The sequence below is a fragment of the Variovorax sp. P4_B11 genome (assembly GCF_056402355.1).
This window is the reverse complement of the sequence record NZ_JBFUHO010000064.1, coordinates 1-14,518: the sequence shown is the minus strand read 5'-3', so window position 1 is coordinate 14,518 and position 14,518 is coordinate 1. Positions and strand designations below refer to the sequence as shown.

The following is a 14,518-nucleotide window of genomic DNA, read 5'->3' as shown; positions in this document are numbered from 1 at the left end:
CCCGGCCGGCGCAGCCAGGCCCCCGGCAGGGGTGGGCGGGCTACACGCAGTGAGCCCGACCTGGGGGCGAGCTACAGAACCGAAGAATGTGCCCGTCGGGCTCCTTGATCGCGAATTCGCGCAGGCCCCAGGGCTGCGAGATCGGCGGTTCGACCACGTGGACGCCGCGCTTCACGTAGGCCGCGTGCAGCCCATCGATGTCCTGCCCGACATGGATCACGATCTCGCCGCGCCACGGACTCGCCTCGCGCCGCCCACATTGCCACAGCCGCAGGTAGACCGGATCGCCGTACGTGCGGTCGCCCTTCCTGACCCGCGCATAGCTCGGCGGCTCGCCGGCGATGAAGTCGAGCTCGAAGCCCAGCACGTCGCAGAAATAGCGCGCGGCCCGCGCCGCATCGGCCACCGGCAGCACCGGCTGGACCCCATGGAACTGGTGCAGCGTCCCGAGGTCGGCCGGCGGCGCCTTGACCGGCTCCATCAGAATTCCGCCCGGCGCAGCGCCGCGACCCGCTCGGCGATCGCATCGAGGTCGAGTGCGTCCTCGGCATGCGCGAGGTAGGTCTCGAGGTCGCGCACCGCGAGCGCGGCATTGCCCTGCTCGGCATGCGCCAGGCCGCGGTCGCGGTGCTCGCCCCAGGCCTCCGGCAGCAGCGCGACCAGCCGGTCCTGCACCGCGATCGCGCGCTGCCAGTCTTCCTGCGCCTGGTGGATCTCCTTCAGGTTGCGCAGCATCCGCGCGATGATCTCGCGCGGCGTCGCCGGCTGCAGATAGAGGCCCAGCGGCACATCGAAGTCGCCGACCAGGCCGTTGCTGCGCTTGTAGGGCTCGAGCCGCTCGCTGAGCTCCTCGCGCGAGAGCGATTTTCCGGTGAAGGGATCGATCACCACCTGCCCCTTCGGCAGCGTGACCTTCAGCATGAAATGACCCGGGAAGCCGACCCCGCGTGCCTGCAGCCCCAGCCCCTGGGCCAGCTCCATCCACAGCACCGCGAGCGAGATCGGGATGCCGCGGCGGGTGCGCAGCACCGCGTTGAGGTAGCTGTTGTCGGGGTCGTAGTAATCGTTGACGTTGCCGCCGAAGCTCAGGTCGTGAAAGAAGAACTGGTTCAGCGAGCGCAGCCGGTGCAGCGGGGCCGCGTCGGCCGGCAGCCGCCGTTTGAGGCGCGCCAGCAGCTGGTCGACATCGCCCAGCACCTGCTGGACGTCGAGCTCGGGATACTCGTCCTGGGCCAGGCTGGCGGCCGCCTCGAGCAGCGGAAACTGCTCATCGCTCTTGACCAGCGATTCGAAGTATTCGAGAGCGGTGGGCGTCGTGAAGCTGAACGTCATGTGACTTTGTAGAGGAGCGGACGGGGACCGTCAAGGCACCCCGGCGGATCAGCGGCGCACGAAGCTGCGAAGCTTCAGGCCGGTCAGTGCCAGCACCGCGAAATAGACAAGCGCGCCGCCGGCCACCAGGGCCGCCAGCAGGCCGATACGAAGCAGGCGCTGGGACTGCAGGCCGATCCAGTCGAAATGGCGATCGCCCCAGACCAGCAGCAGGCCGAGCACCGCGGAGGCGAGCAGCACCTGGAGCACGAAGCGGCCCCAGCCCGGCGCCGGCTGGTAGCTGCCGCGGCGGATCAGCCCGACCAGCAGCCACAGCGCATTGACCAGCGCGCCGATGCTGATCGTGAGGGTCAGCGCCGCATGCTGCAGCAGCGGCACCAGCAAGACATTGAGCACCTGGGTCAGCACCAGCACCCCGACCGCGATCAGCATCGGCGTGCGGGTGTCCTGCCTGGCGTAGTAGCCGGGCGCCAGCACCTTGATCGCCACCAGCCCGACCAGGCCGACGCCATAGCCCATCAGCGCCAGGCTGGTGCGCTGCACGTGCAGCGCGGTGAATGCCCCGTTGTGGAACAGCACCGCGACCAGCGGCCGTGCGAAGACCAGCAGCGCCAGCGCGCACGGCACCGACAGCAGCACCACCAGGCGCAGGCCCCAGTCCAGCATCGACGAGTAGCGCGCATCGTCCTTGGCGGCGCGGGCGCTGGCCAGTTGCGGCATCAGCACCACGCCGAGGGCCACGCCCAGCATGGCGGTCGGAAATTCCATCAGGCGGTCGGCGTTGGTGATCCAGCTGACGCTGCCGGTCGCCAGGTGGGAGGCGATCTGGGTGTTGATCAGCAGCGAGATCTGCGCCACGCTGACGCCGATCAGCGCCGGCAGCATCAGCCGCATCACGCGGCGCGTGGTCGGGTCGGTCCAGGCGGCCCGCAACGCGCCGAAACTGGCGCCGATGCGCGGCAGCATGCCCAGCCCGCGCAGGGCCGGGATCTGGATCGCCAGTTGCAGCAGGCCGCCCACCATCACGCCCACGCACTGGGCGTAGATCGGCTCGATCCCCAGGCGCCGGAACAGCGGCGCGCCGAGCACGATCGCGGCGATCAGCGCCAGGTTCAGCAGCACCGGCGAGGCCGCCGGCACCGCGAACTTGCGCCAGGTGTTGAGGATGCCGCCGGCCAGCGCCACCAGCGACATGAAGCCGATGTAGGGAAACATCCAGCGCGTCATGACCACCGCGGCGTCGAAGCCCTGGGGATTCTGCTGGAGGCCGCTGGCCATGGCCCAGACCATCAGCGGCGCGCCCACGACGCCCAGCGTGCAGACCACCACCAGGGTCCAGGTCAGCAGCGTCCCCACATGGTCGACCAGCGCCTTGGCGCCGGCGTCGCCGTGCTCGGTCCTGGAGGCCGCCAGCACCGGCACGAAGGCCTGACTGAAGGCGCCCTCCCCGAAGACGCGCCGGAACAGGTTCGGGATGCGGAAGGCGACGTAGAAGGCGTCGGTCATCGCGCTGACGCCGAACACCGAGGTCATGAGAACGTCGCGGATCAGGCCGGTCACCCGGGAGGCGAGCGTCAGCAGCGAGACGGTGGAGGCGGATTTGAACAGGGACACGGGGCAGAAGTGTAGGCGCCCGCAGGTCCTCTTCTTGGTGGGTCTGGGCTTTCGGCGCTTCTCGCCTATAATGGAAGGCTTTGCTGCATCATCCCCAGACACACAAGGAACACTGAATATGGCATCCGCCAAGCCCAAGAAGAAGAACCCGCGCCTCGCGTCGGGCCGTAAACGCGTCCGCCAGGACGTCAAGCTCAACGCCGCGAACACCTCGCTGCGCTCCAAGTACCGCACCGCCGTGAAGAATGTCGAGAAGGCCGTGCTGGCCGGCGACAAGACCCGCGCGACGGAAGCCTTCGCGAAGGCCCAGAGCATCGTCGACACGGTCGCCGACAAGGGCATCTTCCACAAGAACAAGGCCGCCCGCGACAAGAGCCGCCTGTCGGCCAAGGTCAAGGCCCTGGCCCTCGCCCCTGAAAAGGCCGTCGCCGCCTGACGTTTTCAGGCAAACAGCCCGGATTGGTTCGCCGATCCGCCGTTTGATCGGGGTGCGCTGCAGCAAAGTGAAAAACCGCCTTCGGGCGGTTTTTTCATGGGCGCCGCTTCAATTCGACGTCTCAACGAACGTGTTGCGCATCGCTGAAACGGCGCGGCCAAAGGCCAGGGATACCGCGGAACCGGTTTTGCCGGGCCGCCGGTATCGCCCCCTTGAGGGGGAGGCGCCGTAGGCGCTTCGGGGGTGGTTAAAGTTTGTCGGGCACCAGGCAGGCCTCGGCCACCTGAAGGCCGTTGTCCTTGGCGAAATTGACGCAGAAATCCCAGGCCATCGGCTCGAAATCGCGCAGTTCACGGTTCACCACCACGCACTTGATGCCATTGATCACGGTCGGCACGCACCAGGGCGAATAATTCAGGTGGCTGCCGGGCTGCGGCCCGCCGGGGCGGAACGAGCACATCACGCCGGCCAGGCGCTCCGCCCAGTCGCTGGGACGAAATGTCCGGCCATCCTGAGTGATGCCCTGGATGAAGATTTCTTTGGCGTTAGGAGAGACCATCTGTTGGCGAGAGAAAAGCGCGAGCAGTTGCTGCGCCGCACAAGATTCTAGCCGGGGGTCCCCCCGGCGACACGCCTGGGGGCATTGGTGTGATGCGCAATCCTCACCGATGCGCCGGGAGCGGACGCCTAGAATCCGCGTTCCCTTTTCCGGAGATCCGCATGAGCGCCACTGCCGCCCCCTCGTCGCCCCACGTCATGAACACCTACGGTCGCCTGCCGATCGCGCTGTCGCACGGCCAGGGTTGCCGAGTCTGGGACACCAACGGCCGTGCCTATCTCGATGGCCTCGGCGGCATCGCGGTCAACACGCTGGGCCACAACCACCCCGAACTGGTGCCGGCGCTGCAGGACCAGATCGCCAAGCTGATCCACAGCTCCAACTACTACCACGTGCCGGGCCAGGAACAGCTGGCGGCCAAGCTCACCGAGCTGTCGGGCCTGACCAACGCCTTCTTCTGCAGCACCGGCCTGGAGGCCAACGAGGCCGCCCTCAAGCTGGCGCGCAAGTTCGGCCACGACAAGGGCATCGAGCGGCCCGAGATCGTGGTCTACGAGGCCGCCTTCCACGGCCGCAGCATCGCCACGCTGTCGGCCACCGGCAACCCCAAGGTGCAGCAGGGCTTCGGCCCGCTGGTCGAGGGCTTCATCCGGGTGCCGCTGAACGACATCGCCGCGCTGAAGCAGGCCACCGAGGGCAATCCGAACGTGGTCGCGGTGTTCTTCGAGACCATCCAGGGCGAAGGCGGCATCAACCCGATGCGCTGGGAATACCTGCGCCAGGTGCGCGAGCTTTGCGACCAGCGCGACTGGCTCATGATGATCGACGAGGTGCAATGCGGCATGGGCCGCACCGGCAAGTGGTTCGCGCACCAGTGGGCGGACATCTTGCCGGACGTGATGCCGCTGGCCAAGGGCCTCGGCTCGGGCGTGCCGGTCGGCGCGGTCGTCGCCGGCCCGCGCGCCGCCCACATCTTCGGCCCGGGCAACCACGGCACCACCTTCGGCGGCAACCCGCTGGCGATGCGGGCCGGCATCGAGACCATCCGGATCATGGAAGAGCAGAAACTGCTCGAGAACGCCGCCAATGTCGGCGCGCACCTCAAGGCCGCGCTGGAGCGCGAGTTCGGCGGCCTGGCCGGCGTGAAGGAAGTGCGCGGCCAGGGCCTGATGCTGGGCATCGAGCTCGACCGTCCCTGCGGCGTGATCCTGAACCGCGCCTGCGAGGCCGGCCTGCTGCTCAGCGTGACCGCCGACAGCGTGATCCGCCTGGTGCCGCCGCTGATCCTCAGCGTCGCCGAGGCCGACGAGATCGTCGCGATCCTGGCGCCGCTGGTGAAAGCCTTCCTCGAGGAGCCGCGGCCATGAGCACGACATCCGCCATCCGGCACTACCTGCAGTTCTCGGACTTCACGGCCGACGAATACGCGCACCTGTTCGCGCGTGCGGCGCTGATCAAGAAGAAGTTCAAGGCCTACGAGAAGCACCAGCCGCTGGTCGACCGCACGCTGGCGATGATCTTCGAGAAGGCATCGACCCGCACCCGCGTGAGCTTCGAGGCCGGCATGTACCAGCTCGGCGGCAGCGTGGTGCACCTGACCACCGGCGACAGCCAGCTGGGCCGCGCCGAGCCGATCGAGGACAGCGCCAAGGTGATCAGCCGGATGGTCGACCTGGTGATGATCCGCACCTTCGAGCAGACCAAGATCGAGGCCTTCGCAGCCCATTCGCGGGTGCCGGTCATCAACGGCCTGACCAACGAATTCCATCCCTGCCAGATCCTGGCCGACATCTTCACCTACCTCGAGCACCGCGGCACGAATTCGCAAGGACTGCCGGACCCGGCACTGCTGGCGGGCAAGACCGTCGCCTGGGTCGGCGACGGAAACAACATGGCGAACACTTGGCTGCAGGCCAGCGAGATCCTCGGCTTCAAGGTGCACGTCAGCACGCCGAGCGGCTACGAGGTCGACCAGTCGATCGCCGGACTGCGCTCGAACGCCAGCTACCAGGTCTTCAAGGACCCGATGGAAGCCTGCCGGGGCGCCGACCTGGTGACCACCGACGTCTGGACCAGCATGGGCTACGAGGCCGAGAACGAGGCCCGTCGCACGGCCTTCGCCGACTGGTGCGTCGACACCGAAATGATGCGCGTGGCCCAGCCCGACGCCCTCTTCATGCACTGCCTGCCGGCGCACCGCGGCGAGGAGGTCGAGGCCGACGTGATCGACGGCCCGCAATCGGTGGTCTGGGACGAGGCCGAGAACCGGATGCACGTGCAGAAGGCGCTGATGGAGTTCCTCTTGCTGGGCTGGATGTAGCTCGCCCCCAGGTTGCCCGGCACTTCGTGTCCGGGCGCCCACCTACACGAAGTGAGCCCAACCTGGGGGCGAGTTGTTTTTAACCGACACCATGGTCTCTCGCATGGCGCTACCTTTGCGCCATGACGCAACGCCTCTGGGATATTTCCCCCCCCGTGCATGAGGGCGCGCCGGTCTTCCCCGGCGACACGCCCTACCGGCAGCGCTGGGCCGCGACAATCTCGCCGGGTTGCCCGGTCAACGTCAGCGAGATCAGCCTCTCGCCGCATGTCGGCGCGCACGCCGACGCACCGCTGCACTACGACCCCGCCGGCGCAACCATCGGCCAGGTCGATCTCGCGCCCTTTCTCGGCCGCTGCCGCGTCATCCACGCGATCGCGCGCGGACCGCTGATCGAATGGGCGCACATCGCGCATGCGCTGGCCGACCTGCCGCCGCGCGTCCTGGTGCGCACCTACCAGCGCGCGCCGGTCGATCGCTGGGACGGCGCCCTCGCGGCCTACGCGCCCGCCACCATCGAGCGCCTCGCCGCCCTCGGCGTCAAGCTGGTCGGCATCGACACCGCCAGCATCGATCCGGCCGACAGCAAGACGCTGGACAGCCACCAGGTCATCCGACGGCTCGACCTGCGCGTGCTCGAGAACCTCGTGCTCGACGAAGTGCCCGAGGGCGACTACGAACTGATCGCGCTGCCGCTCAAGCTGGTCAGCGCGGACGCCTCTCCCGTGCGCGCCGTGCTGCGCGAGCTTCACCCAGGATCGCCATGACCCTCGACGACTGCAAGCGCCTCGACGCGCAAGATCCGCTGGCCGCGCTGCGCGGACAATTCCACCTGCCCGAGGGCGTGATCTACCTCGACGGCAATTCGCTCGGCGTGCTGCCGAAATCAGCGCCGGCACGCATTGCGGAGGTCGTCACGAAGGAATGGGGAGACGGCCTGATCCGCTCCTGGAACAGCGCCGGCTGGTTCGACCTGCCGCAGCGGCTGGGCGACAAGGTCGCGCGCCTGATCGGCGCCGCGCCGGGCGAGGTGGTGTGCACCGACAGCACCTCGATCAACCTCTACAAGGTACTGTTCGCGGCCCTGAGCCAGGTGCTGCTGGCGACACCGGGCGCCAGCCCCAAGCGCCGCATCGTGCTCAGCGAGCGCAGCAATTTCCCGACCGACCTCTACATCGCCGAGTCGATCTGCCGCGAGCGCGGCTTCGCGCTCAAGCTGATCGAGGCCGACGAACTGCCTGCGGCGCTCGACCAGGAGGTCGCGGTGCTGATGCTGACCCACGTCAACTACCGCACCGGCGCGATGCACGACATGAAGGCGCTCACCGCCGCGGCCCACGCGGCCGGCGCGCTCACGGTCTGGGACCTCGCGCACAGCGCCGGCGCGGTGCCGGTCGCGCTCAACGACAGCGAGGCCGACTTCGCGATCGGCTGCGGCTACAAGTACCTCAACGGCGGACCGGGCGCGCCGGCCTTCGTCTGGGTGCACACGCGCCACGCCGGCCGGTTCGCGCAGCCGCTCTCGGGCTGGTGGGGCCACGCGGCGCCTTTCGAATTCACGCCGCACTATCGCCCGGCGCCCGGCGTCGCCCGCTACCTGTGCGGCACCCAGCCGATCATCGCGCTGGCCGGCCTCGAATGCGGGATCGACAGCGTGCTCGCCGCCGAGGCCTTCGACGGCGGGCAGGGCCCGATGGCGGCCCTGCGCAGCAAGTCGCTGGCGCTGACCGATGCCTTCATCGCGCTGGTCGAGCAACGCTGCGCCGGACGCTTCACGCTGGTGACGCCGCGCGACCATGCGCGGCGCGGCTCCCAGGTGTGCCTGGCCCTGAGCAACGGCGGCCCGGGTGCCTACGCGATCGTGCAGGCCCTGATTGCCCGCGGCGTGATCGGCGACTTCCGCGCCGGCGACGCGCAGACCCCCGACATCCTGCGCTTCGGCTTCACGCCGCTGTACCTCGGTTTCGAGGATGTATGGAACGCGGTCGAGCATCTGGTTCAAGTGCTCGACCGCGAAGAATGGAAACGACCCGAGTTCAACCAGAAGCTCGCGGTCACCTGAGGAACATTGATGAGTACGGAACAGATCGTCCACGAAGAAAAGGCAAAGCTCGACTTCAGCGCCTCGATGAGCTACAGCGACTACCTGAGTCTCGACCAGGTCCTGAACGCGCAGCATCCGCGCTCGCCGGCGCACGATGAGATGCTCTTCATCGTGCAGCACCAGACCAGCGAACTCTGGATGAAGCTGATGCTGCACGAACTGCGGGCCGCGATCCGCAGCATCGCGCAGGACGACCTGTCGAGCGCCTTCAAGATGCTGGCGCGGGTCTCGCGCATCATGGAGCAGCTGGTGCATGCCTGGGACGTGCTGGCCACCATGACGCCGCCCGAATACAGCGCGATGCGCCCCTACCTCGGCAACTCGAGCGGCTTCCAGAGCTGGCAGTACCGCTGCATCGAATTCGCGCTGGGCAACAAGAACGCCGCCATGCTCAAGCCGCACTCGCACCGGCCCGATCTGCTGGCCGAGGTCGAGGCGGCCTGGCGCGCGCCATCGCTCTACGACGAGGCGCTGCGCCTGCTGGCACGCCGCGGCCTCGACGTTCCGGCCGACCACCTGGAGCGCGACTGGTCGAAGCCCTATGAAGCGAGCGACGGCGTCGAGCAGGCCTGGCTGGTGGCCTACCGCGAGCCGAAGAAATACTGGGAGCTCTACCAGCTCGGCGAGGAGCTCACCGACCTCGAGGACGCCTTCCGCCTCTGGCGCTTCCGCCACGTGACCACGGTCGAGCGCGTGATCGGCTTCAAGCGTGGCACCGGAGGCACCGGCGGCGTAAGCTATCTGCGCAAGATGCTCGACGTGGTGCTGTTCCCTGAAATCTGGAAACTGCGGACCGATCTCTAGGCAGCCCCAGCGCCGGCCCGCTTCGCATCACAACAAAGAGGAGACGAGGATGGACAACGACTACTTCGGCGATGAGGAACTCGCGCAGCTGCGCTCGCATGGCATCGTGCTGTTCGCGCGGCGCGTGATCTTCGACGCCCAGCCGCCGATGACCGAAGCGCAGATCGCGGCCGTCCAAGCGCTGTGCGCCGGGCCGCTGCCGCCGGAGCTGCTGGCGCTGTGGCGCCTGAGCGCCGGCGGCCGCCTCGACTACGACCTCCACCTGCACATGAACGGCAACGAGGAGTCGGTGGTCTGGAACGAATTGTTCTGGAACGGCAGCGACGGCCCCCGCGACCTGCAAGGGTGGATCGACCACGAGCGCGAGGGTGCGCGGCAGGCCGCCGCGGACAGCGGCGAGCCCTGGGACGGCAAGCTGACGCTGCTGCCCTTCGGCGGCTTCGAGGACAGCGACCGCGTCTACGCCGTGGTCGAGCCCGGCCCCGACTACGGCCACGTGCTGGCCTGGAAGCAGGGCTTGCCGGCGCCCTGGCCGCACGAGATGCACGAGGACGGCATGACCACCGTCGCTCACGACCTGTGCGCAGCCTTCGAAGCGCTGCAGCTCGACGAAGACCCGTTGGCGCCGGCGGACGACTACTTCACCGGCCAGACGCTGCTCGAATACCTCGACCAGCGCCATCAGGAGCACGGACTGCCGCTCGAAGTGATGGACCGGCTGATCGCCTTCTATCGCAGCGCCAGGGTCGACTGGCGCACACCGCTCGCCGCCGGCACGCTGGGCCAGGACGCGCCGCTGGCGCGCGTCGCCCTGCGCCATGCGATCGCGACCGATGACGCCGTGCTGGTGCACAAGCTCGCAGCCGCCGAGGTGACGCTCGACGGGCCGCTGCTGGGCAGCGCGATCGCCACCGACCTGGCCCTGAGCCACGGCGCCCACCACGCCGCGGAAGCGCTGGTGCGGGCCGGCGCGCCGGTGGCGCACGACGCGCTCGACTGCATCGACAGCGCGGTCTCGCCCGAACTGGTCGGCCTGCTGCTGGAGCGCGGTGCCGAGCCCAGCACCAGCGCCATCGCCGAATGCGTGGCCTGCGGTGCGCCGGCCGCCGCGCGGCTGATCGCCGACGCCTATGCGCAGTCCCACGACGATGTGGTCAGCGCCTACGCGGCGGCACGGGACGGCATGCTCGCCGAGCTCGAGGCCGCGCTGGTCGAGGTGCACGCGGGCCGGCTCACGCACTACCTGGGGTCGGCGGGGCTCACCAAGCGCGTCGACCACCTGCAGAGCTTCGAGCTCTGAGTCAGCCGGCGTAGAGCCAGGGGACATCGAGGAGGCGCGCACCCAGCAAGCGCAGGGCTGCATCGCGGCCCAGCCGCACCAGCCCGGTGGCATGGAAGATCTCGCCGTTGCGACGGGCCCGGGCCTGCACCTGGGCATTGCGCCGCCAACGCGCCTCGGCGTAGCGCGCGAACGCCGCCGGAACGGCCGCCGCATCGCCACCGTCGAGCGCCTCCGCCAGCGCCACGGCGTCCTCGATCGCCATGCCCGCCCCTTGCGCGAGGTACGGGAGCATCGGATGCGCCGCGTCGCCGGCCAGTGCAATGCGCTCGCTCGCCATCTGCAACGGACCGGTGAGCGGCGGCCGGTCGTTGAGGGTCCAGGCGCGCCAGCCCGGCACCGCCTCCAGCAGCGCCTGCAGGCCGGCGCCGGTGCGGCCAGTGGCGGCCTGCAGCGCCGCCAGGCTGGAGGCCTGGTCCCAGTCGCGCGCATCGCCGGCCGGTGCCGACTCGGCCAGCACCACCACGTTGAGTGCATCGCCACGGCGCACCGGATATGCCACCGCATGCAGCCGCGGTCCGAGCCAGACCGTGACCCGCGTGCTGCGCAGCGACGCCGGCAGGGCCGACTGGTCGACCAGCGCGCGCCAGGCCGTGTGGCCGGTGGCCCGCGGTGGCGAATCCTGGAGCAGGTACGGCCGCACCGTGCTCCAGAGCCCATCGGCGCCGACCAGCGCATCGCCCTCCCAGGCACGGCGCTCGGTGCTCGACACGCAGACCGCATGGTCGCGTGCGACCACGCCGGTGACCTGTGCCGCGGTCGTCAGGGTGACGGCACCGGTGCCACGCACCGCCGCCAGCAGCAGCGCGTGCAGGTCGGCGCGATGGACGCAGAAATAGGGCGAGGCGTAGCTGTGCAGCATCGCGTTGCCGAGCGGCAGGCGGGCGATCTCGCGGTCGTCGGTGGCGCTGCGCACCACCAGCGCGTCGGGCCGCGCCGCGATCCGCACCAGCGCCTCCCAGACGCCCAGCGACTGCAGCCTGCGCGTGACGTTGGGTCCCAGCTGGATGCCGGCACCCACCTCGCCGAAGGCCACGGCCTGCTCGAGCAGGTCGACACGATGCCGCCGCCGGGCCAGCGCAAGTGCACTCGCAAGGCCCGCGATTCCGCCGCCTGCGATCAGGATGTGGGCTGCCATCGAGCGCATTCAGCGCGCGGGCTTGGCGGGGGTCTTGTCGTAGGCGCCGGCCTGGGTGCCGCCACCCGTGCCGCAGCTGCCGCAACTGTCGCAGGCACCGCAGCCCGACGCCTTGCCGAGCGACGCCGCGAGTTGCCGGGCACGTTCGGCATCGACCAGGCCCGCACGCTGCGATCCGGCGGCCAGCCGGCCGGCCGCCGCGCGACGCCAGCTGCCGGGCATCCAGCGCCAGACGGCATACACCGCCGCCAGGCCGACGATCAGTGCAACCACGATCTGTTGGGTCATCTCATCCTCCTGTGAGTGCCAGGGCCACCCGGTAGGTGATCCAGCACGCCATGTAGGCGAGCGCGAACAAGTAGCCAGCCATGATCCAAACATAACGCCAGGCGCCGGTCTCGCGTTTGACGGCGGCCAAGGTCGAGATGCATTGAGGCGCGAAAACGTACCAGACCAGCAACGACAAGGCCGTGGCAAGCGACCAGCTGCCGGCGATCAGCGGTTCGAGCTGGCCGGCGACGTCGTCGCCGGTGGCGGACAGCGCATACACCGTGCCCAGCGCACCCACCGCCACCTCGCGCGCCGCCATGCCCGGCACCAGCGCGATCGATATCTGCCAGTTGAAGCCGATCGGCGCGAAGACGTGCTCGAGGCCGCGGCCGATGATGCCCGCCAGGCTGTACTGGATCGCCGGGCCGGTGGCGCCATCGGGCGGCGCCGGGAAGGTCGACAGGAACCACAGCAGGATGGTCAGGGTCAGGATGATCGTGCCCACGCGCTGGATGAAGATCCAGGCCCGCTCGTAGAGGCCCAGTGCCAGGTTGCGCAGGTTGGGCCAGCGGTAGGCCGGCAGTTCCATCAGCAGCGGCGAGCGCTGCCGGCTGTCGCGAAAGCGCTTCATGACCCAGGCCACGGCCATCGCGGAGACGATGCCGAAGACATACAGCGCGAACAGCACCACGCCCTGGAGATTGAACACCCCGGCCACGCTGCGCGCCGGGATGAAGGCGGCGATCAGCAGCGCATAGACCGGCAGCCGCGCCGAACAGGTCATCAGCGGCGCGATCATGATGGTCGTGATGCGGTCGCGCCAGTTGCTGATGGTGCGGGTGGCCATGACGCCGGGAATGGCGCAGGCGAAGCTCGACAGCAGCGGGATGAACGAGCGGCCCGAGAGCCCGACGGTGCCCATCACGCGGTCGAGCAGGAAGGCCGCGCGCGGCAGGTAGCCCGAATCCTCCAGTGCGAGGATGAACAGGAACAGGATCAGGATCTGCGGCAGGAACACGATGACGCCGCCGACCCCCGCGATGATGCCGTCCACCAGCAGGCTCTGCAGCATGCCCTCGGGCACGACGTGCTTGATCAGTTCGCCGAAGGCGGTGGTGGCTTCCTTGATCGCCTCCATCGGCACCGCGGCCCAGCTGAACACGGCCTGGAACATCAGGAACATCGTGACCGCCAGCACCAGCATGCCCCACGCCGGATGCATCACCACGCGGTCGATGCGATCGCTGGCGGCCAGGCTGCCGACCGTCTCGCGCACGGCCAGGCCCAGGATGCGGCGCACCTCGCGCTGGGTGTCGAGCACCTCGTCGAGGCCGGGCGCATGCCATGGCTGCGGCATGGCGGCGGCCACCGGGGCGTCGAGTGCTTCGAGCAGGCCCTGGGCGCCGCCGCTGTGGACGCCGACGGTCTCGATCACCGGCACGCCGAGTTCGCGCGACAAGGCGGCGGTATCGACGGCGATGCCCTGCTTCTTCGCCATGTCGGTCATGTTGAGCGCCACCACCATCGGCAGGCCGAGGCGCTTGGCCTCCAGCACCAGCCGCAGGTTGAGGCGCAGGTTGGTGGCGTCGGTCACGCACACCAGCAGATCGGGCAAGGCCTCGCGGCTCTTGCCGGTGACCACGTCGCGCGTCACGGCCTCGTCGGCCGACAGCGCATTGAGGCTGTAGGCGCCCGGCAGGTCGAGCACGAAGACGCGCCGGCCGGCGGCGGTGCGAAGGCTGCCTTCCTTGCGCTCGACCGTCACGCCCGCGTAGTTGGCGACCTTCTGGCGGCTCCCCGTGAGCAGGTTGAACAGCGCGGTCTTGCCGCAGTTGGGATTGCCGAGCAGCGCGATGCGCTGCGGCGGGCTGATCGAGACCGCGGCGCCGGGCTGGAATTGGAGGGTCGCTTCAACCATGGCCGACCGCCCCCGGGGTCACGCGGATCAGCGCGGCCTCGTGCCGGCGCAATGCGAAGGTGGTGTGGCCGAGCCGGACGGCCAGCGGCTCCCGGCCCGGCACCCCGGTGGCGACGATGCGCACCGCCTCGCCCGGCACGAAGCCGATCTCGGTCAGGCGCAACACCAGCTCGCGGCCTTCGACCTCCTCGGGCCGAAGCACGTCGAGCACCGTGGCCCACTGGTGGTTGGGAAGCTGATCGAGGCTGATGGCGGCCGAGGCCGCGCCGTTCATTGTGGTCACCCGCGGAATCCAGAAAATTCAAAATGAGAATTATTCTCGAAAACTCCGGGGTTGGGGCGATCTGGCGCAAGAATCCCTCCAAAAGCGCCCAGGCTCGGGCCGACGCCCGGCCGCCTCGCAGGCCGGCGAACCACATGCAGTGACGAGAGCATGGGGGCCAGGCCGGCGCCGGGCCGCCCCAAGGCGGCCTGCGGCCCCCCCGGGGGGCAGCGACCCACACGAAGTGGGGGAGCGTGGGGGCGATCCAGGCCGGCGCCGGGCCGCCCCAAGGCGGCCTGCGGCCCCCCTGGGGGGCAGCGACCCACACGCAGTGGGGAGCGTGGGGGCGATCCAGGCCGGCGCCGGGCCGCCCCAAGGCGGCCTGCGGCCCCCTGGGGGGCAGCGACCCACACGCAGTGGGG

15 protein-coding genes are annotated in these 14,518 nt (G+C 69.4%); 7 read left to right on the top strand and 8 right to left on the bottom strand.

The features are described 5' to 3' along the window. Positions 1-40: 40 nt before the first annotated feature. From AC1DYD_RS34135 to murJ, 3 genes are read right to left on the bottom strand one after another with little or no spacing between them, the layout of a single operon-like run. On the bottom strand, positions 41-481 hold the full coding sequence (locus AC1DYD_RS34135) for a bleomycin resistance protein (protein WP_478177169.1): 441 nt from the start codon (positions 479-481) through the stop codon (positions 41-43). Next, complete coding sequence (locus AC1DYD_RS34130) at positions 481-1,332, bottom strand: SirB1 family protein (RefSeq protein ID WP_478177168.1); 852 nt, start codon at positions 1,330-1,332, stop codon at positions 481-483. The genes AC1DYD_RS34135 and AC1DYD_RS34130 overlap by 1 nt, the downstream gene beginning before the upstream one ends. 48 nt (positions 1,333-1,380) lie before the next feature. Then, positions 1,381-2,946, bottom strand: a complete 1,566-nt coding sequence (murJ, locus tag AC1DYD_RS34125) for a murein biosynthesis integral membrane protein MurJ (protein ID WP_478177167.1) — start codon at positions 2,944-2,946, stop codon at positions 1,381-1,383. 118 nt (positions 2,947-3,064) lie between these two features. On the opposite strand from murJ, the gene rpsT reads away from it, so the two are divergent. After that, complete coding sequence (rpsT, locus tag AC1DYD_RS34120) at positions 3,065-3,382, top strand: 30S ribosomal protein S20 (protein ID WP_478177166.1); 318 nt, start codon at positions 3,065-3,067, stop codon at positions 3,380-3,382. 247 nt (positions 3,383-3,629) lie between these two features. Here the strand turns inward: rpsT and AC1DYD_RS34115 are convergent, their stop codons facing one another. Further along, complete coding sequence (locus AC1DYD_RS34115) at positions 3,630-3,941, bottom strand: DUF3579 domain-containing protein (RefSeq protein WP_478177165.1); 312 nt, start codon at positions 3,939-3,941, stop codon at positions 3,630-3,632. Between the two features lie 161 nt (positions 3,942-4,102). Here AC1DYD_RS34115 and AC1DYD_RS34110 point away from each other — a divergent pair, with 161 nt between their 5' ends. The 6 genes from AC1DYD_RS34110 to AC1DYD_RS34085 all read left to right on the top strand — a co-directional run bounded on the left by AC1DYD_RS34110 (position 4,103) and on the right by AC1DYD_RS34085 (position 10,469). Continuing rightward, on the top strand, positions 4,103-5,308 hold the full coding sequence (locus AC1DYD_RS34110) for an acetylornithine/succinylornithine family transaminase (protein ID WP_478177164.1): 1,206 nt from the start codon (positions 4,103-4,105) through the stop codon (positions 5,306-5,308). Then, positions 5,305-6,261, top strand: coding sequence for an ornithine carbamoyltransferase (gene argF, locus AC1DYD_RS34105; protein WP_478177163.1), 957 nt, complete (start codon positions 5,305-5,307; stop codon positions 6,259-6,261). The genes AC1DYD_RS34110 and argF overlap by 4 nt, the downstream gene beginning before the upstream one ends. A gap of 122 nt (positions 6,262-6,383) precedes the next feature. After that, positions 6,384-7,028 (top strand): arylformamidase, encoded by a 645-nt coding sequence (kynB, locus tag AC1DYD_RS34100; protein ID WP_478177162.1) that lies wholly within the window; start codon positions 6,384-6,386, stop codon positions 7,026-7,028. Then, on the top strand, positions 7,025-8,323 hold the full coding sequence (kynU, locus tag AC1DYD_RS34095; RefSeq protein WP_478177161.1) for a kynureninase: 1,299 nt from the start codon (positions 7,025-7,027) through the stop codon (positions 8,321-8,323). The genes kynB and kynU overlap by 4 nt, the downstream gene beginning before the upstream one ends. Before the next feature lie 9 nt (positions 8,324-8,332). Then, the gene (kynA, locus tag AC1DYD_RS34090; protein WP_478177160.1) at positions 8,333-9,169 is read left to right on the top strand and encodes a tryptophan 2,3-dioxygenase; all 837 of its coding nucleotides are present in this window, start codon (positions 8,333-8,335) and stop codon (positions 9,167-9,169) included. Positions 9,170-9,218: 49 nt separating this feature from the next. Beyond that, the gene (locus tag AC1DYD_RS34085) at positions 9,219-10,469 is read left to right on the top strand and encodes an SMI1/KNR4 family protein (RefSeq protein ID WP_478177159.1); all 1,251 of its coding nucleotides are present in this window, start codon (positions 9,219-9,221) and stop codon (positions 10,467-10,469) included. 1 nt (position 10,470) lies between these two features. Here AC1DYD_RS34085 and AC1DYD_RS34080 read toward each other — a convergent pair whose 3' ends face one another. Genes AC1DYD_RS34080 through AC1DYD_RS34065 form a run of 4 tightly spaced genes read right to left on the bottom strand, consistent with a single transcriptional unit; the run spans position 10,471 to position 14,108 of the window. Further along, positions 10,471-11,646 carry an FAD-dependent monooxygenase gene (locus AC1DYD_RS34080; protein ID WP_478177158.1) on the bottom strand — a complete coding sequence of 392 codons (1,176 nt, stop codon included), beginning with the start codon at positions 11,644-11,646 and terminating at the stop codon, positions 10,471-10,473. Positions 11,647-11,655: 9 nt separating this feature from the next. Then, the gene (locus tag AC1DYD_RS34075; RefSeq protein WP_478177157.1) at positions 11,656-11,934 is read right to left on the bottom strand and encodes a DUF6587 family protein; all 279 of its coding nucleotides are present in this window, start codon (positions 11,932-11,934) and stop codon (positions 11,656-11,658) included. A gap of 1 nt (position 11,935) precedes the next feature. Then, the gene (gene feoB / locus AC1DYD_RS34070; RefSeq protein ID WP_478177156.1) at positions 11,936-13,834 is read right to left on the bottom strand and encodes a ferrous iron transporter B; all 1,899 of its coding nucleotides are present in this window, start codon (positions 13,832-13,834) and stop codon (positions 11,936-11,938) included. Then, positions 13,827-14,108 (bottom strand): FeoA family protein, encoded by a 282-nt coding sequence (locus AC1DYD_RS34065; protein WP_478177195.1) that lies wholly within the window; start codon positions 14,106-14,108, stop codon positions 13,827-13,829. The genes feoB and AC1DYD_RS34065 overlap by 8 nt, the downstream gene beginning before the upstream one ends. Positions 14,109-14,518: the final 410 nt, after the last annotated feature.